Annotated in this window: 18 protein-coding genes; 12 read left to right on the top strand and 6 right to left on the bottom strand. The window is 64.1% G+C overall.

Translation table 11 applies throughout. From position 1 onward, the window contains the following. Position 1: 1 nt before the first annotated feature. The 3 genes from cheY to motA form a co-directional block, all read right to left on the bottom strand. On the bottom strand, positions 2–388 hold the full coding sequence (gene cheY / locus LPA35_RS21940; protein WP_010466076.1) for a chemotaxis response regulator CheY: 387 nt from the start codon (positions 386–388) through the stop codon (positions 2–4). 72 nt (positions 389–460) lie between these two features. Next, on the bottom strand, positions 461–1393 hold the full coding sequence (gene motB / locus LPA35_RS21935) for a flagellar motor protein MotB (protein ID WP_055398298.1): 933 nt from the start codon (positions 1391–1393) through the stop codon (positions 461–463). 30 nt (positions 1394–1423) lie between these two features. Beyond that, a complete protein-coding gene (gene motA, locus LPA35_RS21930; RefSeq protein ID WP_055398297.1) occupies positions 1424–2284 on the bottom strand; it encodes a flagellar motor stator protein MotA in 861 nt (286 codons plus the stop codon). Positions 2285–2679: 395 nt separating this feature from the next. Here motA and rfbF point away from each other — a divergent pair, with 395 nt between their 5' ends. The 7 genes from rfbF to LPA35_RS21895 are packed head-to-tail and all read left to right on the top strand — an operon-like array spanning position 2680 to position 8431. After that, entirely contained in the window at positions 2680–3450 is a 771-nt protein-coding gene (gene rfbF, locus LPA35_RS21925) for a glucose-1-phosphate cytidylyltransferase (protein ID WP_228898962.1), read from the top strand. Positions 3451–3455: 5 nt separating this feature from the next. Next, complete coding sequence (gene rfbG / locus LPA35_RS21920) at positions 3456–4523, top strand: CDP-glucose 4,6-dehydratase (RefSeq protein WP_228898954.1); 1068 nt, start codon at positions 3456–3458, stop codon at positions 4521–4523. Further along, positions 4520–5080, top strand: a complete 561-nt coding sequence (locus LPA35_RS21915) for a dTDP-4-dehydrorhamnose 3,5-epimerase family protein (protein ID WP_228898946.1) — start codon at positions 4520–4522, stop codon at positions 5078–5080. The genes rfbG and LPA35_RS21915 overlap by 4 nt, the downstream gene beginning before the upstream one ends. Continuing rightward, positions 5077–6318 carry a class I SAM-dependent methyltransferase gene (locus LPA35_RS21910; protein WP_228898944.1) on the top strand — a complete coding sequence of 414 codons (1242 nt, stop codon included), beginning with the start codon at positions 5077–5079 and terminating at the stop codon, positions 6316–6318. The genes LPA35_RS21915 and LPA35_RS21910 overlap by 4 nt, the downstream gene beginning before the upstream one ends. Continuing rightward, on the top strand, positions 6319–6807 hold the full coding sequence (locus LPA35_RS21905; RefSeq protein ID WP_228898942.1) for a DapH/DapD/GlmU-related protein: 489 nt from the start codon (positions 6319–6321) through the stop codon (positions 6805–6807). Continuing rightward, positions 6804–7655 (top strand): NAD(P)-dependent oxidoreductase, encoded by an 852-nt coding sequence (locus tag LPA35_RS21900; RefSeq protein ID WP_228898940.1) that lies wholly within the window; start codon positions 6804–6806, stop codon positions 7653–7655. Before LPA35_RS21905 ends, LPA35_RS21900 begins: the two co-directional genes overlap by 4 nt. Then, positions 7652–8431: a cephalosporin hydroxylase family protein gene (locus LPA35_RS21895; protein WP_228898937.1), complete on the top strand. Its 780-nt coding sequence runs from the start codon at positions 7652–7654 to the stop codon at positions 8429–8431. Before LPA35_RS21900 ends, LPA35_RS21895 begins: the two co-directional genes overlap by 4 nt. A 110-nt stretch (positions 8432–8541) precedes the next feature. On the opposite strand, the gene LPA35_RS21890 is transcribed toward LPA35_RS21895, so the two are convergent. Then, on the bottom strand, positions 8542–10761 hold the full coding sequence (locus LPA35_RS21890) for an acetylglucosamine transferase (RefSeq protein WP_228898935.1): 2220 nt from the start codon (positions 10759–10761) through the stop codon (positions 8542–8544). 118 nt (positions 10762–10879) lie between these two features. Continuing rightward, positions 10880–12364: a flagellin gene (locus LPA35_RS21885; RefSeq protein WP_228898934.1), complete on the bottom strand. Its 1485-nt coding sequence runs from the start codon at positions 12362–12364 to the stop codon at positions 10880–10882. Between the two features lie 321 nt (positions 12365–12685). On the opposite strand from LPA35_RS21885, the gene LPA35_RS21880 reads away from it, so the two are divergent. The 4 genes from LPA35_RS21880 to LPA35_RS21865 all read left to right on the top strand — a co-directional run bounded on the left by LPA35_RS21880 (position 12686) and on the right by LPA35_RS21865 (position 16627). After that, positions 12686–14173, top strand: a complete 1488-nt coding sequence (locus tag LPA35_RS21880) for a flagellin (RefSeq protein ID WP_218301583.1) — start codon at positions 12686–12688, stop codon at positions 14171–14173. A gap of 197 nt (positions 14174–14370) precedes the next feature. Next, positions 14371–15804: a flagellar filament capping protein FliD gene (gene fliD / locus LPA35_RS21875; protein WP_218301584.1), complete on the top strand. Its 1434-nt coding sequence runs from the start codon at positions 14371–14373 to the stop codon at positions 15802–15804. A gap of 65 nt (positions 15805–15869) precedes the next feature. Beyond that, a complete protein-coding gene (fliS, locus tag LPA35_RS21870) occupies positions 15870–16325 on the top strand; it encodes a flagellar export chaperone FliS (protein ID WP_228898933.1) in 456 nt (151 codons plus the stop codon). 2 nt (positions 16326–16327) lie between these two features. Then, positions 16328–16627 (top strand): flagellar protein FliT, encoded by a 300-nt coding sequence (locus LPA35_RS21865; protein WP_010466046.1) that lies wholly within the window; start codon positions 16328–16330, stop codon positions 16625–16627. A 412-nt stretch (positions 16628–17039) separates the two neighbouring features. On the opposite strand, the gene fliE is transcribed toward LPA35_RS21865, so the two are convergent. Beyond that, positions 17040–17351 carry a flagellar hook-basal body complex protein FliE gene (gene fliE, locus LPA35_RS21860; RefSeq protein ID WP_055398288.1) on the bottom strand — a complete coding sequence of 104 codons (312 nt, stop codon included), beginning with the start codon at positions 17349–17351 and terminating at the stop codon, positions 17040–17042. 172 nt (positions 17352–17523) lie between these two features. On the opposite strand from fliE, the gene fliF reads away from it, so the two are divergent. Beyond that, positions 17524–19218 carry a flagellar basal-body MS-ring/collar protein FliF gene (fliF, locus tag LPA35_RS21855; protein WP_055398287.1) on the top strand — a complete coding sequence of 565 codons (1695 nt, stop codon included), beginning with the start codon at positions 17524–17526 and terminating at the stop codon, positions 19216–19218. Positions 19219–19234: the final 16 nt, after the last annotated feature.

Below are 19234 nucleotides of genomic sequence, written 5' to 3'. Positions count from 1 at the left end.
GTCATAGCCCCATCTTTTTCAGGATCAAGGTCACTTTTTCTTCCAGCGTGGCCTTGGTGAAGGGTTTGACGATGTAACCCGCTGCGCCACCCTGGGCGGCTGCCACGATGTCTTCCTTGCGGGCTTCGGCTGTGACCATGAGGACGGGCAAGTGCTTGAGCTTGTCGTCCTTCTTGATTTCAGCCAGCAGCTGAAAGCCGTTCATGTTGGGCATGTTGATGTCCGTCACCACGAAGTCGAACTTGCTGTTGCGCAGCTTGTTCAGGGCGGCCACGCCATCTTCGGCCTCGTCGGCATCGGCAAAGCCGCTTTCCTTGAGCAGATTGCGCACGATGCGCCGCATGGTGGAGAAGTCGTCAACGATCAAAAAACGAAGGGCTGTGGTCACTTGGGACCCTTTCGGTCGAGAATTACTGTGGGCATTGTCATGGGTGGCAGGTTTGGTGACAAGTCGTAACTGTTACCTGCTTGGGGGGGGATTTTCCCGCTTTTCATTCAGCAGTTCTGTGGAAGTGATTTCGGGAATCCCTTTGCCCATGAGTCGTTCTTCGGCCTCGCGGGTCAGCACCGTGATGGTGATGCGCCGGTTGGCGGGTGCGCGCGGGTTGTTTGGCTCCAGCAGATCGCTGGCCGCCAAGCCCACCACACGTCCCAGTTTAGCGTCTGGCATGCCGGCCGACACAAGCTCGCGGCGTGAGGCATTGGCGCGGTCGGCCGACAGCTCCCAGTTGCTGTAGCCCCGGTCGCTGTTTCCGTAAGGCACGGCGTCGGTGTGCCCGGCCAGGCTGATGCGGTTTTCCACCCCGCCCAGCGCCGCCCCGATCTCGCGCAGGATGTCGCGCATGTAGGGTTTCACCAACGCGCTGCCGCTGTCGAACATGGGGCGGTTCTGGTCGTCGATGATCTGGATCTGCAGGCCGTCGGGGGTGATGTCGATGCGGATCTGCGACTTGTATTCGTTCAGGCGTGGGTTTTCGGTGATGAGCGCGTCGATCTTGGCCTCCAGGGCCTTGATGCGGTCCAGGTCCTGCTTGGCGCGCTCGGCGCGGGCGGCATCAATGCTCATGCGGCGCTGCTTGGCCTCTTCCACGTCAGAGCGCCGCACTTGTCCGTGCACCTTCGAGAGATCGTTGCCCCCGCCCGGAATCACACTGGAGCTGTTGCCCGCGCCGTCGCCGCCGGTCATGGCCACCTTGAGCGGCGACGCGAAATACGCGGCGATCCCCTGCAGTTCGCCCTTGGCCGTGGAGCCCAGCAGCCACATCAGCAGGAAGAACGCCATCATCGCCGTCACGAAGTCGGCATAGGCGATCTTCCAGGCGCCGCCATGCACCGCATGACCGCCTTTCTTGATGCGCTTGATGATGATGGGCTGGAGTTTTTTTTCTGCCATGGCGTTTGGGGTTTCGCGGCGCGGACGTCGCTACTTCTTGCCTTTCACATGCCCCTCCAGCTCGGTAAAGCTGGGGCGGACGCTGGAGAAAAGCACCTTGCGGCCAAATTCGATGGCCGTGGCGGGGTTGTAGCCCTGCATGCTGGCTAGCAGGGTGGACTTGATGCACTGCAACTCCTTGGCGGCATCCTCCGTCTTTTGCTCGACCAGGCCGCCCAGGGGTTCGACCACACCGTAGGCCAGCAGAATCCCGAGGAACGTGCCCACCAGCGCCGAGCCGATCATGCCGCCCAGCACCGAGGGCGGCTGGCCCACCGAGCCCATGGTGTTCACCACGCCCAGCACGGCGGCCACGATCCCGAAGGCAGGCAGGGCACCGGCCAGGCGGGCCAGCGCGGCCACGGGGGCGTGGGCTTCCTGGTGGTGGGTGTCGATCTCGCTGTCCATCAGCGCTTCGATCTCGTGGGAGTTGAGGTTGCCCGACACCATCATGCGCAGGTAGTCGGTGGTGAACTCGATCACATGGTGGTCGCTGCCCACGGTGGGGTACTTCTTGAAGATCTCGGACTCGTGGGGCGCTTCCACATCCTTTTCGATGGCCATCAGCCCTTCCTTGCGGGCCTTTTGCAGGATGTCATAGAGCATGGCCATCAGCTCCATGTAACGGGCCTTGGTGTACTTGGAGCCCTTGAGTGCCATCGGAATGGCCGCCAGGGTGGCCTTGATCACCTTGGGTTGGTTGTTCACCACGAAGGCGCCCAGTGCGCCGCCCAGAATGGTGACGATCTCGAAGGGGAGGGCCTTCAGGATCACACTGATGTTCCCCCCGTGCACGATGTACACGCCGAAGATGCAGCCTAGGCAGACAACGTAACCAATGATGACGAACATGCTGTAGACGTGTTGGGCGGCAGCCGGGGCTAAACAAGTGGGCGGGCGGAGCCGCTGGCAACGCGGCTTACCGAAGGTTACTGTAAATGTATCGGATTGATGAGTGTGGAATGCACTCAAGAGCGCCATCAACACAGGCCTTCTTCGGGAAATGGCGCCAGCGCCACACCTTTGCCTCTTTTGCCGGAGTTTTGACGGTTGTCCTGGGGCGCGGATTATGTAAAAAAAGCCTCTGTCGCTTGGTGGTAGAAGGTTTGTTGCTATATAAAATATAGCGATATTCCAATTGTTTGCACCCCTCTCCATCGGCGCGCGGTGCCAATCCCTGCATTTGGCCTGTATTTCCACAGTGACAGGGCCTTTTGGTGGCGCAGGGCCTGCACTATGCTGCGGGCATGAAAGCCGTACTGCTCGCGGGGGGGCTGGGAACCCGCATCTCGGAAGAGTCGCACCTGCGTCCCAAGCCCATGATCGAGATAGGTGGGCGGCCCATCCTTTGGCACATCATGAAGATGTACGCCGCCCATGGCGTCAATGACTTCATCATCTGCCTGGGCTACCGGGGCTACGTGATCAAGGAATATTTCGCCAACTACTTCCTGCACATGTCGGACGTGACCTTTGACATGGCCAACAACCGCATGGAAGTGCACCACCGCCACGCCGAGCCCTGGCGCGTGACGCTGGTGGACACCGGCGAAAGCACCATGACCGGCGGGCGTTTGCGACGGGTGCAGGAATACCTGCCTGCGGGCGAGCCCTTCTGCTTTACCTATGGCGATGGTGTGGCCGACCTGGACATGACGGCCCAGTTTGCCTTCCACCGCGCCCATGGCCGCCAGGCCACGGTGACGGCCGTGCAGCCCCCGGGCCGCTACGGTGCCCTGGTGCGTGACGGCGACACCGTGGCTGGGTTCGAGGAAAAACCGCGTGGCGATGGCGGGTGGATCAACGGCGGTTTTTTTGTGCTACAGCCCGAGGTCATTGACTACATCGACAGCGACGCCACCAGCTGGGAGCTGGAACCCATGGCCCGTTTGGCCAGTAGCGACCAGCTGCGCGCCTTTGAGCACACCGGCTTCTGGCAACCCATGGACACGCTGCGCGAGAAGAACCTGCTTGAAGACCTGTGGCAATCGGGCCGCGCACCCTGGAAGTGCTGGTAACCCCGATGCGCCCTGATCCCGACTTCTGGCGCGGCAAGCGCGTGTTGCTCACCGGCCACACCGGCTTCAAGGGCGCGTGGCTGGCCCTATGGCTGCAGCGCCTGGGCGCGCAGGTGACCGGCGTGGCGCTGCCCCCTGCCACCGAGCCCAATCTCTTCACCCTGGCCCAGCTCGGGCACGTGGGCCCGGGCATGGAGAGCCACTTTTGCGACATCCGCAGCGCCCAGGCCCTGGCCATGCGCGTGCGCGCCGCCCGGCCCGAGGTGGTGCTGCACCTGGCCGCGCAGGCGCTGGTGCGGCCCGGCTACGCGGCGCCGCTCGACACCTTTTCCACCAACGTCATGGGCACGGCACATCTGCTCGATGCCCTGCGCGGCCTGGCTGGCGTGCGCGTGGCCGTGGTGGTCACCACCGACAAGGTCTACCGCAACCGCGAATGGGCCTACCCCTACCGCGAGGACGACCCCCTGGGCGGGCACGACCCCTATAGCGCCAGCAAGGCCGCCACCGAGCTGGTCACGGCCAGCTACCGCGATTCCTTTCTGGCCGCCCAGGGCATCGCCGTGGCCACCGCCCGCGCGGGCAACGTGATTGGCGGTGGCGACTGGGCCCAAGACCGCCTGCTGCCCGACGCCGTGCGCGCCTGGGAAAAGGGTGCAACCTTGCACATCCGCCGCCCCCAGGCCACGCGCCCCTGGCAGCATGTGCTGGAGCCGCTGGCCGCCTACCTGCGTCTGGCCCAGCGCCTGTGGGAATCGCCCGCGCTGGCCGGTGCCTACAACTTTGGCCCGCTGCCCCACGAGGCGGCTACGGTCAAAAATGTCATTGAATTGGCCTCCACCGCCTATCCAGCAAGCGCTACTAGCTATGAAAACGAGAGCGAAGGCCCGCACGAAGCCGGCTGGCTCGCGCTCGAAACCGCCCATGCCCGCCAGGTGCTGGGCGTGGCCCCCCATTGGTCGCTGAACACCGCCGTGGCCCGCACCATGAACTGGTACCGCCAGCAACATGGCGGCGCCGACGCCCGCGCGCTGTGCTTGGCCGACATCGACGCCTGGGAGGCGCGGCCATGAGCCGCCTCGCCCTGGCGCCGCTGCCACTGGCGGGGCTGTTCCGCGTGCAACGCCAGCCGCTGGTGGACGAGCGCGGCTTTTTTTCGCGCCTGTTCTGCGCCGACGAACTGGCGGGCGCAGGCTGGGCGGGCCCCATCGCCCAGATCAACCAGAGCTACACAGCCCTCACAGGCACCGTGCGCGGCATGCACTACCAAAAGCCGCCGCACGCTGAGATGAAGCTCGTGAGCTGCCTGCGCGGCGAGGTCTGGGACGTGGCCGTGGACCTGCGCGAGGGCTCTCCCACCTTTTTGCAGTGGCATGCCGAGCATTTATCCGCAGACAACGGCAACGCGCTGCTCATCCCACCCGGGTTTGCGCATGGCTTCCAGGCGCTGACCGACCATGCCGAGCTGCTGTATTGCCACTCTGCGGCCTATGCGCCTGCCGCCGAAGTGGGCCTGAACCCGCTGGACCCGCGCCTGGCCGTGGCTTGGCCCCTGCCGGTGGGGCAAATTTCGCCCCGCGACGCAGGCCAGCCCGGGATGACCGAAGAATTCGAAGGAGTGCGCCTGTGAAGTGCCGACACTGCGGCAACCCGCTGCAACTGCCGTTCCTGGACCTGGGCAGCGCGCCCCCGTCCAATGCCTACCTGAGCGAGGCCGCGTTGCGCGCGCCCGAAACCTGGTTCCCCCTGCGCCTCTTGGTGTGCGAAACCTGCTGGCTGGTACAGACCGAAGACCACGCCGGGCGCGAGGCGCTGTTCACCGACGACTACGCGTATTTCAGTTCGTTCTCCTCGTCGTGGCTGGCCCATGCCCAGGCCTATGTCGAGGCGATGCGTGAGCGCCTGGGCCTCACCGCCGCCAGCCGCGTGGTCGAGGTCGCGTCCAACGACGGCTACCTGCTGCAGTACGTGCAGGCCGCTGGCATCCCCTGCTATGGCGTGGAGCCCACGGCCAGCACGGCAGCGGCGGCCCGCGCCAAGGGCATAGCGGTGGTGGATCGCTTCTTTGGCGTGGCGCTGGCCGACGAGCTGGCCGCCGCCGACCGCCAGGCCGACCTGATCGCCGCCAACAACGTGCTGGCCCATGTGCCCGACATCAACGACTTTGTGGGCGGCTTCACGCGGCTGCTCAAGCCCCATGGCGTGGCGACGTTCGAGTTTCCGCACCTGCTGCGCATGGTGGAAGGGTGCCAGTTCGACACGGCGTACCACGAGCACTACTCGTATTTGTCGCTCACGGCGGTGCAGCGCATTTTTGCGGCCAACGGCCTGGTGGTGATCGATGTGCAGGAGCTGCCCACCCACGGTGGCAGCCTGCGGGTGTTTGCCGCCCGCGCCGACGCTCACGGCCACCCTCAGGCCACGACCGAAGGCGCCGTCCGCGTGCAGCAACTGCTGGCCACCGAGGCCACGGCCGGCATGCTGGGTACCGGTTTTTACAGCGATTTCCAGGCTCAGGCCATACGGGTCAAGCGTGAGCTGCTCATATTTTTGCTGCAATGCCAGGCCGACGGCATCACCGTGGGCGCCTACGGCGCGGCCGCCAAGGGCAACACCCTGCTCAATTTTGCGGGCGTGCGGCTCGACCTGCTGCCCTACGTGGTGGACAAGAACCCCGCCAAGCAAGGCCAGTACCTGCCCGGCAGCCACATCCCGGTGGTGAGCGAGGCGCACCTGCGCGCCCACAAGCCGCAGCGCATCCTGATCCTGCCCTGGAATCTGCGCAGCGAGGTGGCCGAGCAACTCGACTACACGCGCAGCTGGGGCGCGCAGATGGTGGTGGCCGTGCCGCGCATGGAGGTGTTCTAGGTGATCGAGCTGCACCCCACCGCCAAGGTTTCGCACCTGGCCGACATCGAAGACTCGGTGCGCGGCACGCGCATCGTGGTGGGCGCGCATTCGGTGATCGACAGCTTCGTCAAGGTCAAGCCTGCGGGCGGCAGCGGCGACCTGGTGGTGGGTGAGCATGTGGTCATCAACGCGGGCTGCGTGCTCTACACCGGCAACGGTATTCATATCGGTAATTGCGTGGCGATTGCGGCCAACTGCACCTTTGCGCCGGTCAACCATGCCTATGCCGACCGCAGCCGCTTGATCCGCGAGCAGGGTTTTCTGCCCAGCAAGGGCGGCATCGTGATCGAGGACGACGTATGGATCGGCGCCAACTGCGTGCTGCTGGACGGCGCAGTGCTGCGGCGCGGCTGCGTGGTGGGCGCGGGCTCCATCGTGCGCGGTGAGCTGCTGGCGTACACCGTGTATGCCGGGCAACCGCTGGCGGCCGTGGGGGAGCGCCGATGACGGGCCTGCCCCCTTCGTCGTTTACCGTGCTGGGCGCCTCGGGCTACATCGGCAGCCGCCTGGTGGCGCACCTGCGGGCCCAGGGCCACACCGTGTGGGCGCCACCGCGCGGCGATGCCGAGGTGTTCACGCGCCCGCTGGGCCATGTGATGTATTGCGTGGGGCTTACCGCCGACTTCCGCACACGCCCGTTCGACACGGTGGACGCCCATGTGGGCCTGTTGGCCGAGGTGCTGCGGCGCGCGCAGTTCGACTCGCTGCTGTACCTGTCGTCCACCCGGGTCTACATGGGGGCGGCCTCCACGCACGAGGACGCCCCGCTGTCCGTGCTGCCGGGTGACCCGTCATACCTGTACAACCTGACCAAGCTCACCGGCGAATCGCTGTGCTATGCCTGCGGACGCCCCGGGGTGCGCGTGGCGCGCCTGTCCAACGTGGTCGGGCCGGACATGGACGCTGCCTCCGGCAACCTAGTGGCCGATCTGGTGCGCCAGGCGCAGGGCGGCCACATCGTGCTGCGCTCTGATCCGCAGTCCGCCAAGGACTATGTGCATGTGGACGACCTGCTGGACTGGCTGCCGCGCATTGCGCTGGCGGGCCGCGCTGCCACCTACAACGTGGCCAGCGGCCGACAGACCCTGCACGCCCAGTGGCTGGCCTGGTTGCAGGCGCGCACGGGCTGCACCGTGGAGGTGGATGCCCAGGCCCTGCTGCAGGCGTTTCCCCCTATCAACGTGCAACGCCTGCGGGGTGAATGGGGTGTGGCACCCCGCGCCGTGCTGGCCGATGACCTTTTGCTGAACGACGCTTCCGTTGTGACCGATCCTGTTGGAGTAACCCCGCCATGAACCCCGTTGACCAATTTGCCCAGGAGCGCCGCGACCGCCTCGCCCGCTATGCCCAGGACACCGCGTTCCAGACCCTGTCACGCGACTGGCTGCAGGCTTCGATGCAGCGGCAGTACGTCTACAACTTCGACTGGATGGGCCGGCCCATCATCCAGTACCCGCAGGACATGGTGGCGATGCAGGAGCTGGTGTGGCGCGTGCGGCCGGACCTCATCATCGAGACCGGCATCGCGCACGGTGGCTCACTGGTGCTCAGCGCCTCGTTGCTGGCGCTGCTGGACATGAGCGACGCCATCGAGGCGGGCACCACGATGGACCCGCGCGCCTCGCGCCGCAAGGTGCTGGGCGTGGACATCGACATCCGCGCGCACAATCGCGCCGCCATCGAAGCCCACCCCATGGCCAGCCGCATCGCCATGATTCAAGGCTCGGCCGTGGCGCCCGACGTGGTGCAGCAGGTGCGCGACTTTGCGAAGGGCTACCAGCGCGTGCTGGTGTGCCTGGATTCCATGCACACGCACGACCATGTGCTGGGGGAACTCGATGCCTATGCGCCGCTGGTCACTCCCGGCAGCTACTGTGTGGTGTTCGACACCTTTGTGGAGGACATGCCGCCCAAGTTCTTTGCCGATCGACCCTGGGACGTGGGCAACAACCCCAAGACGGCGGTGCACCAGTGGCTGGCCGGCCATGCCGAGTTCGAGGTCGATGCCGAGATGGAGCAGCGCCTGCAGGTCACGGTGGCGCCGCACGGGTTTCTGCGACGCAAGGGGTGATTCGCGCAGAAAATATGGAGAAAATGTGTTTGTTGCTATATTGTTTATAGCATTTTGCGCGGCGCAGCCCTGTCACTGTCACTGTCACTGAGCGCCAAGGCGTCAGGGCATCACGCAGCAGGGCTCGCCCCCATGTCCAGGCCCATCGCCTGCGTGGCGTGCCGCAGGTAGGTCACGGCAAATTCGGTGTGGCCGTGGGCATGTTCTACCTCGGCCAGGCAGGCCAGGGCCACCGGGTCGTTGGGAACTGCGCTGAGCACGGTTTCGGCCAGCTCGGTCACGGTGATCCAGTGGCGGTCCTTGAGAGCCGGGCCTGCGCTGGTGTCCGCGCCGGTGGCGGGTGTGGGCGGCGGGGCGGCCTTGGCCTTGTCCACCAGGTCCTGCAGGCGCTGGTGGGCCTCGTGCAGGCTCACGCGCTGGCCGGGCTTCAGGCCCACGCCGGGCACGGGCGGCTGGGTCCAGGCCTCGGGCAGCTGGGGCAGCCAGTCCTGGATCGCCTGGGCCTGGGCGGTGGGGTCGTCCGGGTGTTCGGCCCGGGCCAGCCACTGCAGCCACATCACGCGCAGGCCTTCGGCAAAGTGGTGGTTGAAGATGTCCTCGCGCATCAGGGCCGATGCCTCCACCTCGGCGCGCAGCCCCTGCCGCAGGGTGTTCAGCGCCTGCGCGTCGGCCGCCAGGCCGGTGGCGATGCGCACATAGTCTTCGGGCGTCTCGGCCAGCCACTCGGTGCGGCCCAGGTAGGCCAGCAGGCCCACGCCCATGCGGCTCTTGAAGCTTTCGCCCACCATCGACACGATGGGCAGGCCCATCCATAGCACGTCGAAGGTGGTGGTGCCGCCCGTCAGCGGGAAGGGGTCGAGCGCGATGTCGATGCGGTGGTAGGTGAGGTACTGGTTGTCAGTGCGCTGCGCCACCAGGTCTACCTGCGTCGGCGGCAGGCCCAGGCGCTCGCAGCGCTGGCGGTAGGCGTTGGCAAAGTCCGGCCGGTCCAGGTTCTTGCCCTCGATGAGCAGGCGCGAGCCCGGCACGGCGGCCAGCACCCGGCCCCACAGGGCCAGCACGTCGTCGGTGAGTTTGCCCAGGTTGTTGCACGAGCCGAAGGTGATGAAACCATTGGCGAGCGCGGGTGCCGGGCGCACCTGGTAGCGCGGCTGGTAGCGCCACAGCGGGTTGCGGCTCATGGGGCGGTAGCAGGCAAACAGTGTGGGCAGGCGGTAGAGCTGTTCGGTGTACTGCGCTTCTGCGCCGGGCGGGTCGGTGATTTCATCGGTGAACTTGTAGTCCACGGCCGTGAGCCCGGTGGTGGCCGGGAACCCCAGCCAGGACACCTGCACCGGGGCCGCCTTGTGGGCCAGCGTCAGCAGGCCGTTGTTGCCGGTGTGGCCCGCCAGGTCGATCAGGATGTCGATGCCCTGCGCGCGAATGGCCTCGGCCTGCTGCTGCGGGCTGAAACCGGCCAGGGGCACAAAATGGTCGGCATGGCGCTGTACGCGCTCGGTGACGTGATCGTCCCGCGGGAACAGATAGAAAGCGAAAACCTCAAACTGCCGCCGATCCAGTTGCGCCAGCAGACCCTCCACAAAGTACATCACCGAGTGCACCCGGAAGTCGGGGGAGAGGAAGCCGATCTTCAGGCGTCGCCATGGCGAGCCCCGATGCTCCTGGAAATCGGGCCACTCTGGGCGCAGCGGCGGCTCGAACACAGCGCCGTACTGCCGTGCGGCCGCCGACAGCTGCGCGGCGTCCACCTGGGGATCGGCCAGCATGAACAACAGCTTGTTGGTGTAGTTGCCAGGGTCGTTGTAGCGCAGGGCGATGGCTGTCTCGCAGTCCTTGACAGCCTCGCGCACCTGGCCCAGCTCGCGCCGGTGGATGGCGCTTTGCATGAGTGCGGCGACGCGGTCGTGCAGTGTCTCGGCCAGGGCGGCGGCCCTCTGGCTGGCGTCAAAACCTTTGTCGTGTTGCGTCAGCAGGTAGCAGCATTCGGCCAGCTTGATCCAGCCAATGGCCTGCTGGGGGCGCAGTTCGCACACTTTTTCCAGCAGGGGCAGGGCGTCGATATTGCGTGCTTGCTCAATGAGCACGTTCGCATAGTTGACGAGTAGCTCGGCGTCTTCAGGCCAGTACACATAGGCCTGTCGGTAAGCCTTGAGGGCGGCGTCGAACTCGCGCTGCTTGTTCAGTGAGAAGCCCAGCAGCCGATGCGCGCTGAGGTGGCGACTGTTCTTGCGCAGGACCTGGCGGCACAAGCGGGTGAGAAGGGGCCAGTCGGAGGCAGCAAGTGCGGCCTGCAGGCGGGACGCGTCCTGGTCGGTGTGTTTGGTGTGCACGGTGGCGCCGATCTACGAGCAAAGGAGCGGGATGTGCAGGCAGTGTGCCATGTACAAAGGGGCCCGATGGGCCCCTTTGGTGTTGCTGTTTCACTGCGCAGCGTGTGGTTTGGTCAGGTTACTTGAGCAGAGACAGCACGCCCTGCGGGATCTGGTTGGCCTGGGCCACCATCGCCGTACCGGCCTGTTGCAGGATCTGGGCTCGCGACAGGCTGGCTGTTTCGGCCGCGAAGTCTGCGTCCTGGATGCGCGAACGCGATGCGGACAGGTTCTCAGCCGTGATCTGCAAGCTGGAGATGCTGGTTTCGAAGCGCGATTGCAGGGCGCCGAGCTTGGCGCGTTCACCGTTGATGAAGGCCAGGGCCGAATCTACGGTCTTGAGCGCGTCGGTGGCGTTGGTGAAGGTGGTCACGTCCAGGTTGGCCACGGTGTGCAGCGAGGAGCCACCGTTGTCCAACTGGTTGCTGGCCGAGGTCACGGCGAAGGACTTTTCGGAGTCCAGCGTGATGTAACCGCCCGTGTTGATGAACTCCACGTTGGCGTCGGCCGCGAGCGTCTGGGTCGCGCCGTTGCTGGCACCTGCCGCGTCATAGCCGGTGACGGTCACCGCACCCGCGTTGGCGTTCACCGTGTCGCCGATCACGATGTTGTTGCCGGTGGCGTTGGTCAGGATGATCTGCGTGCCGTCGGAGTTGAGCGAGGCATTGATGCCGGTCTTGGCCGCTTGTTCATTGATGGCCGACACGGCAGGGGAGAGGCGGTCGGTCCCCGTGCCTGCAACCAGCGTGAATGAAATGGTGCGGGGACTGCCGATGTTGTCACCTTCCAGCGTCAACGAATAGGACCCGGCCGCCGCCATGCCACCCAGGTGCACTTCGGTGCGGGCTGTGGCGGTCACGCCAGTGGTGGCTTGTAGGGCATTGATCTGGTCGGCGGTGGCTTTGGCGGTAGCACTTGCAGCCACCGTCAGGGTGCCGGTGCCCAGGTAGCCGCTGACGGCTACCGAGCCGGTGGTCACACCGTTGGTGCCTGCGGTGGCTTGGGTGGCCGATGCGCCAATGCCCGAGCCGTTGGAGGCGACGTTCTGGTTGTTGCCGTACACGCTGGTACGCAGGTTGGCTGTGGCCGCCACGATGGTCTGGTTGGCGTTGGCACCCACTTGGAACTGCTGCGTACCAAAGGTGCCGTCCAGCAACTTCTGGCCGTTGAATTCGGTGGTTTGCGAAATCCGGTCCAGTTCAGCTACCAATTGGCCGACTTCCTGCTGCAGGGCCTGGCGGTCGCCAGCGCTGTTGGAGGCATTGGCCGACTGCACCGCCAGTTCACGGACCCGCTGCAAAATGTTGCCAGCCGACCCCATTGCACCTTCAGCCACCTGCGCCAGAGAAATCCCGTCGTTCGCATTGCGAACAGCCTGGTTCAGGCCGCGGATCTGGCTGGTGAAGCGCTCGGAAATCGCCAGGCCGGCGGCGTCGTCCTTGGCGCTGTTGATACGCAAGCCGGACGACAGGCGCTGGATGGCTGTATTCAGCGACATCTGGCTGGTGCCCAGGTTGCGCTGGGCGGTCAGCGAGCTGATGTTGGTATTGATGGTTGCTGCCATGGCGAAACTCCTTAACGTCGCTAGACGGATCTGTTTGCCGGTTCAAGCGCACCCGTCCGGCTGTCAATGGGGGAACGATGGATGAATTGTGGAGACGCTGCTTTTGGGCGTTTAGGAGATAAGCGGCAAAAAAGTCGTACAACTTGTGCGTTTGCCCCTCAAGTTTTCCGGCGGCGACCCGAAAACAATTGCAACGGTCCGTAAGCGGCCCGCCGTTCACCAGATGGCCTGCAGCGCTGGGAACCCAGGAGGCCAGCGCGGTGCTGGCGCCCCGGCTGGCGGCAACGCCATATTCAGTCAGTTCTTTTCTGGAGATTTGCAATGGCTTCCACCATCAATACCAACATCGCCTCGCTCACCGCCCAACGCAACCTGGGCATGAGTCAGACTTCTCTCAATACGTCCATTCAGCGCCTGTCGTCTGGCTTGCGCATCAACAGCGCCAAGGATGACGCTGCTGGCTTGGCGATTTCCGAGCGCTTCACCAGCCAGATCCGCGGCCTGAACCAGGCTGTTCGCAATGCGAATGACGGTATCTCCCTGGCACAAACCGCTGAAGGCGCCCTGAAGGCTTCCGGTGACATCCTGCAACGCGTGCGTGAACTGGCTGTGCAATCGGCCAACGCCTCCAACAGCGCTGGCGACCGCCAAGCCCTGCAACAGGAAGTGGGACAGCTGGTGTCCGAACTGGACCGTATCTCGCAAACCACGGAATTCAACGGCTCCAAGCTGCTCGATGGCAGTTTCGGCACACAGCAGTTCCAAGTGGGTGCCAACGCCAACCAGACCATCGTGGCTGCCACGGGCAATCTGCGCACCAGCGTCTACGGCAACAACCAGAACGTCGCCTCCAACGGCTCGGGCATTGGTGCATCGGCCACCCAAGCGACCGCAGGCACCAACGGTGTGACCACAGGTACCGTGGCCATCAGCGGTGCTCTGGGCACCGGCACGCTGACTGTGGCTGCTAGCGCCACGGCCAAGGCTACGGCCGACCAGATCAATGCCCTGAAGGCAGATACCGGTGTGACAGCCACGGCCCGTACCGAAGTGCGTCTGGGTGGTATGTCGGCTGTCGGCTCTTACTCGCTGACGCTGGAAGGTGACAACGTCGGCGCGGCACGTACAGTGTCTTTCACGCTGACCTCCGCCACAGGCACGGACCGCCTGTCGGCCGCTGTGTCCGCCATCAACGACCAGTCTGCCAAGACCGGTATCAATGCTTCTCTGAGCTCTGACGGCAGCCAGATCGTTCTGACCAATGCCACGGGTAACAACATCGTGGTGGGCGATACAGCCAACGCCAACGCGGCGAACGTGACGGTCACCGGTTACGACGCCGCTGGCGCGGCCAACGGCGGCACGACCACGCTGAGCTCTGCTGCCGCAACGGTAGAAAACGTGAACACCGGTGGCTACATTACGCTGGACTCGGAAAAGTCTTTCGCAATTACTTCAACCAGCAACCAGCTGGACAACGGTGGCTCTGCCCTGCAAACCGTGGCCAACCTGGATGTGACCACGTTCAGCAACGCCACCAACGCCCTGAAGACGGTGGACTCTGCACTGGCCTTCATCAACGGTGAGCGTGCCAAGCTCGGTGCTCTGCAATCGCGCTTTGAAACGTCGATCAGCAACCTGCAAGTGACGTCGGAAAACCTTTCTTCCTCGCGTTCGCGTATTTTGGATGCCGACTTCGCCGCAGAAACGGCCAACCTGTCGCGTGCCCAGATCCTGCAACAGGCCGGTACGGCGATGGTGGCCCAGGCCAACCAGCTGCCCCAAGGTGTGTTGGCCCTGCTGCGTTAAGCGGCGGGCATGGCAGCCAGGGCGTTGCAGCGCCCTGGTGGACCCCAGGCGGCGGCAGATTTCTGTCGCCGCCCTTTGGCTTTTTGGAAGGCGGGTGCCAGGACCGCTGGATAAGACGGGTTTCCTGGCGTGTTTACGGACGTTCTTGATCGCCGTTCGGCGCCATAATTTCCGTTGGACCAGTTCAGGAGGTTTGTATGGCAACCATTTCATCCCCAGGCGTCGGCACGAACGGACTTGATGTCAAGAGCATCATTTCCCAGCTGGTCACCCTGGAAAAGAGGCCCCTGGACACGCTGAAATTACAAGCGGCCACGGTCAATACCAAGATTTCTGCCTTTGGACAGATCAAGTCGCTGGTGTCCACGCTGCAGGACGCAGCGGGCAAGCTCACCAGCGTGACCGGTTGGAATGGCGTGGCTACCACGTCGTCCGACTCCAAATTTGTTTCCGCCACCGCCGTAGGGGGCACGCTTCCCACCACGTTCAGTGTCGAGGTCCAGAGCCTTGCCAAGGCGCAGGCCACTGCGTCCGCCGCTTTGCTGCCCGTGGGCGGAGCGCTCGGATCCGGTACGCTGCGCCTCGAATTGGGTAAGTGGAGTGTTGCGCCCGCGTCGTTCACACCTGGCAGCGGTCAGCCCGTAGACATCACTATCAGTGCGAGCGACAAGCTGTCGGACGTGGCCAGCAAGATCAATGGTGCCAATGCAGGGGTAACGGCGTCTGTACTCAGTGATGCGTCGGGCGAGCGCTTGCTGCTGCGCAGCAAGAGCACCGGCGAGGAGTTCGGGTTTCGCCTGAGTGTGATGGAGGACGGCGACACCGACCCCCAGAGCGCGGGCAACACCGACGCCACAGGCTTGTCCCGCCTCGTCAACGGTGCCACGGTCACGCAGGCTGCCGCCGATGCCAAGGCCACGGTCAATGGGATCGCGGTGTCTTCAGCCACCAATACGTTTGCCTCCACGATTTCGGGCGTGACCTTCAAGGCCGAGCAAGTGACGACGGCTCCCATTGATATCACCGTGAGCAAGGACAACTCCGCGATCCAGTCCAACATTGATGGATTCGTGAAGGCCTACAACGCCATCAACCAGTTGCTGCAGGACGCCACCAAGTACGACGCCGCTACCAAGTCGGCAGGGTTGCTGCAAGGCGACTCGACGGCCGTAGCGCTGCAAAACTCCCTGCGCAATGCCATCCAGTCGGTCACTACAGGGGGCGGTGCTTTCCAGCGGTTGGCGGACATTGGCATTACCCAGCAGCTGGGCGGAGATCTGGCGGTTGATTCCTCCAAGCTCACCAAGGCGCTGTCCGAGAACCCCGACGACGTGAAAAACCTGTTCCGCAATACCGGCGGCGGCGCTGCCGATGGCATTGCCGTCCAGCTGAAGGCGTTGACCACCAACCTGCTCTCCAACGACGGTTTCTTCAAATCCAAGGATGCCACCCTGCAGCTGAGCCTCAAGCGCAACAGCCAGGACCAGACACGTGTGAATGAGAAGGTCGAGGCATTTGAAAAGCGCATTACACAGCGGTATAACGCACTCGATACCCAGCTGAGCAGCCTCAATGGCCTGAACGCGTATATCTCACAGCAGGTCACTGCCTGGAACAAATCGACTGGTTAATCAGGGGCTTCAGTTTTTCTGGCACATGCCGATAACTTAAGTAATACCTCGGAAGGATTGTCAGCATGTTCAGCGCCTACAGCCCCCGTGCAGCCAACGCTTACCAGCGTATCAATGTGGAAACCAGCATGCACACGATGGACCAGCACCAGCTGGTCAGCCTGCTGTATGAAGGTGTCCTCAATGCCATCGCCACGGCACGTGGCGCCCTGGCACGTGGTGATGTGCTGGCCAAAGTCAATGCCATCTCCAAGGCCGTGCGCATTCTGGAGGAGGGCCTGAGCACCTCGCTCGACAAAGTCGATGGGGGCGAACTGGCCGAAAACCTGGGTGCGCTGTACGACTACTGCATTCGCCGCCTGATCCTGGCCAACGCCCGCAACGACGACGCCATCATGCAAGAAGTCATGCGCCTGATCGAGCCCGTGGCCCAAGGCTGGAACGAAATCAAGAAAACCGGCACCGCGGCTTCGTCCGATGCGCCCGCCGCCACTGGCCAGCCTGTGCTGGTGGAGGCATAACCATGTCACACATGCTGATTGACTATTACAAGGCGATTGAAGACAGCAGCGCCAAGATGCTGGAGGCCGCCAAGCTCAAGGACTGGGATGGGGTGGTGCGCTACGAAGGCGCCTGCGCCGTGCTGATTGAGCAGCTGCGCTTCAAGTCGCAAGAGCACGAACTGCTGCCCGAGCACAAACGTGAGAAGACCCGCATCATGCAGCGCATCCTGCGCAACGATGCCCAGATTCGCTGCCTCGCTGAGCCCTGGCTGGCGCAGTTTGAACACCTGTTCGAAGGTCAGCCGCAGATGATGCACTGAGGGCCGTACCGAGCCCCAAGAAAAAGCCGACCCTGTGAGGTCGGCTTTTTCATGGGCGAATAGGGCTATGCCGCTTATCTATCAAGCGCAGGCAGCTATTAAATTGAGAGCAGACGGTTCCTGGCGCTTGGCATCCAGCTCGCCGCGGCCAGCGATGCATCGCTCAGCCTCTGGTACCCAGAGCGTGGCTTGTCTTTGGGGATAAAAAGTGCCCATAGTGCTTGCCCATAAAATGCAATATGCTACAAATTTAGGAGTTAAGAAGGGGCTCCACCGCTCGATACCGGCGCGCCCCACGCGAGGGATGCCCAGCAAGGTCCGCCCCGCAGCGAGGGCATCGTCCCCTTGCCCACAGCGCGCAGCGCTGTGAGAGCGAGGGGAAGCGGCGCAGCCGCTCAGGGGAGTGCCGCTGCTATACCTGCATGTTCATGATGTCGGTATAGGCTTGCACCATCCGGTTGCGCACATGCAGCGTGGCTTGAAAGCCGATCTGGGCCTTCTGGATCGCCACCATGGTTTCTTCGAGGCTGACAGAAGGGTTTTCCATCTGCACCTCGGTCTGCAGGTTCGAAGAGCGGTTTTGTGCGGCGCTGACCGACTGCAGTGCGCCTTTGAGCGCCCCCGAGAAACCCACGTCATTGGCGTCGTTTTGCGGCGCTGCAGCACGGCGCGCCACGCCAGCGCCCGTGAGCGGGGCGGTAGAGCTTGAGATGCGAAGGTCCATGGCTGTATCCGTGGGAATGGCGGTATGCTGCGTATCCTAGCCATCGCGCCGGGACCCATCGCTCTGAATTGATGGCCAAACGCGCGGCTTATCCAGCGAACATTTTGGAGGCGTGACCGAATAATCGACCCCACGCTTTGGTCCTTGCCGGGCCACCCTACTGGAAAGCAAGATGTCTGCAGTTGCTGAAATTCCTCTCACCCCCCCTGCCAGCCCGAACTGGCTGCAGCGGCTGTCTGCCCTCGACAGGGCGCAGCGCATGCGGCTGGGTGTGGGCGCGGCGCTGCTGGTGGCGGTGGCCATTGCGGCCATCGTGCTGGGGCGCCAGCCTGACTACCGCGTGTTGTTTGCCAATCTGAACGACAAAGATGGCGGTGCCATCGTGGCCCAGTTGTCGCAGATGAATGTGCCTTACAAGCACGCCGATGGCGGTGGTGCCATCTTGATCCCTGCAGACCGCGTGCACGATGTGCGCCTGCGCCTGGCCACCCAGGGCCTGCCCAAGGGTTCGGTGGCGGGCTTCGAACTGATGGAATCGAGCAAATTTGGGATGACGCAGTTCCAGGAGCGCCTGAATTTTCAGCGGGGCCTGGAGGGCGAACTCACGCGCTCCATCCAGGCGCTGTCGTCGGTGCAGGGTGCGCGGGTGCATCTGGCGCTTCCCAACCAGAACGGATTTTTCCGGGAGCAGCAAAAGCCTTCGGCGTCGGTGCTGGTGAGCCTGCACCCGGGCCGTATTCTGGACCGTGCGCAGCTGGCGGGCATCGTGCACCTGGTGGCTTCCAGCGTGCCAGAGCTGTCTCCGTCCGCCGTGAGCGTGCTGGACGATACAGGCAAACTGCTGTCCCAGTCGCCCGATACCGCCGCTGGAAACGGTGTGGATGCGCAGCAACTGCTGTATGTGCAGCAGATCGAACAGCAGTACACCCGCCGCATCCTGGACATCCTGGAGCCCGTGGTGGGCCGCGACAACGTCAAGGCGCAGGTGACGGCCGAGGTGGATTTCACACAGACCGAATCTACCTCCGAGCAGCACCGGCCCAACCTGGCCACCGATGCCAGCGCCATCCGCAGCCAGCAGGTGGTGGAAAGCACAGGCCCCCAAGGCAATCCGCTGCCCACTGGCGTGCCGGGCGCCACGACGAATCAGCCCCCTGCACCGTCTGCCGCGCCCATCAATGGCGCCAACCCGCCGCCCACCGCCGCCGGCCAGCAGGCTCAGGGCGCCCAAGCAGTGGGCAGCAAGCGCGAATCCATCACCAATTACGAGGTTGACAAGACGGTGCGCGTCACGCGCGGCGGCAGTGGTGCCCTCAAGCGGGTGAGCGCGGCGGTGGTGGTGAACTACCAGTCCACGGAAGACAAGGGCAAGACCGTGTCGAAGGCGCTCACACCCGAGCAACTGGAGCAGATGACGGCGCTGGTGCGCGAGACCATTGGCTTCAACCGGGATCGCGGCGACTCCGTCAATCTCATGAACACACCGTTCCAGGTGACTGCAACGCCAACCAGCGACATTCCGCTGTGGAAGCAGCCTGAAGTGATCGATCTGGCCAAATCGTTTGCCTGGCCGGTGGGTGCGGTGCTGTTTGCGGCCCTGGTGCTGATGGGCCTGGTGCGTCCGGCCCTCAAGGGTACTGGCGCGGCGGCCAAGCCCCGTGCCATCCCGGTGGCCGGTGGCCAGCTGGATGCCGTGGAGTCGGAAACGCCCGAACGCCCGGCGCTGCCTGCGCCCGCCAAGAAAAACGAGGTGCTTCCTGCCACGCCGGAGCAATTGCGTCTGGAAGAGGCGCGCGTGCTGGCCAAGGAGAACCCGGTGGCTGTGGCCAATATCCTGAAGACCTGGCTGAACGGCGAGCCGGTCTAATTACCGACACCACGGA

The organism is Acidovorax sp. Leaf73 (assembly GCF_916855635.1).
GTDB lineage: Bacteria > Pseudomonadota > Gammaproteobacteria > Burkholderiales > Burkholderiaceae_C > Acidovorax > Acidovorax facilis.
This window is presented reverse-complemented; position numbering and strand designations above follow the sequence as displayed.

Coding starts and splice junctions, on each gene's coding strand:
- motB (WP_055398298.1), bottom strand. CDS start 1,393: ATGGCAGAAAAAAAACTCCAGCCCATCATCATCAAGCGCATCAAGAAA.
- motA (WP_055398297.1), bottom strand. CDS start 2,284: ATGTTCGTCATCATTGGTTACGTTGTCTGCCTAGGCTGCATCTTCGGC.
- rfbF (WP_228898962.1), top strand. CDS start 2,680: ATGAAAGCCGTACTGCTCGCGGGGGGGCTGGGAACCCGCATCTCGGAA.
- rfbG (WP_228898954.1), top strand. CDS start 3,456: ATGCGCCCTGATCCCGACTTCTGGCGCGGCAAGCGCGTGTTGCTCACC.
- LPA35_RS21915 (WP_228898946.1), top strand. CDS start 4,520: ATGAGCCGCCTCGCCCTGGCGCCGCTGCCACTGGCGGGGCTGTTCCGC.
- LPA35_RS21900 (WP_228898940.1), top strand. CDS start 6,804: ATGACGGGCCTGCCCCCTTCGTCGTTTACCGTGCTGGGCGCCTCGGGC.
- LPA35_RS21895 (WP_228898937.1), top strand. CDS start 7,652: ATGAACCCCGTTGACCAATTTGCCCAGGAGCGCCGCGACCGCCTCGCC.
- LPA35_RS21885 (WP_228898934.1), bottom strand. CDS start 12,364: ATGGCAGCAACCATCAATACCAACATCAGCTCGCTGACCGCCCAGCGC.
- LPA35_RS21880 (WP_218301583.1), top strand. CDS start 12,686: ATGGCTTCCACCATCAATACCAACATCGCCTCGCTCACCGCCCAACGC.
- fliD (WP_218301584.1), top strand. CDS start 14,371: ATGGCAACCATTTCATCCCCAGGCGTCGGCACGAACGGACTTGATGTC.
- fliS (WP_228898933.1), top strand. CDS start 15,870: ATGTTCAGCGCCTACAGCCCCCGTGCAGCCAACGCTTACCAGCGTATC.
- LPA35_RS21865 (WP_010466046.1), top strand. CDS start 16,328: ATGTCACACATGCTGATTGACTATTACAAGGCGATTGAAGACAGCAGC.
- fliE (WP_055398288.1), bottom strand. CDS start 17,351: ATGGACCTTCGCATCTCAAGCTCTACCGCCCCGCTCACGGGCGCTGGC.
- fliF (WP_055398287.1), top strand. CDS start 17,524: ATGTCTGCAGTTGCTGAAATTCCTCTCACCCCCCCTGCCAGCCCGAAC.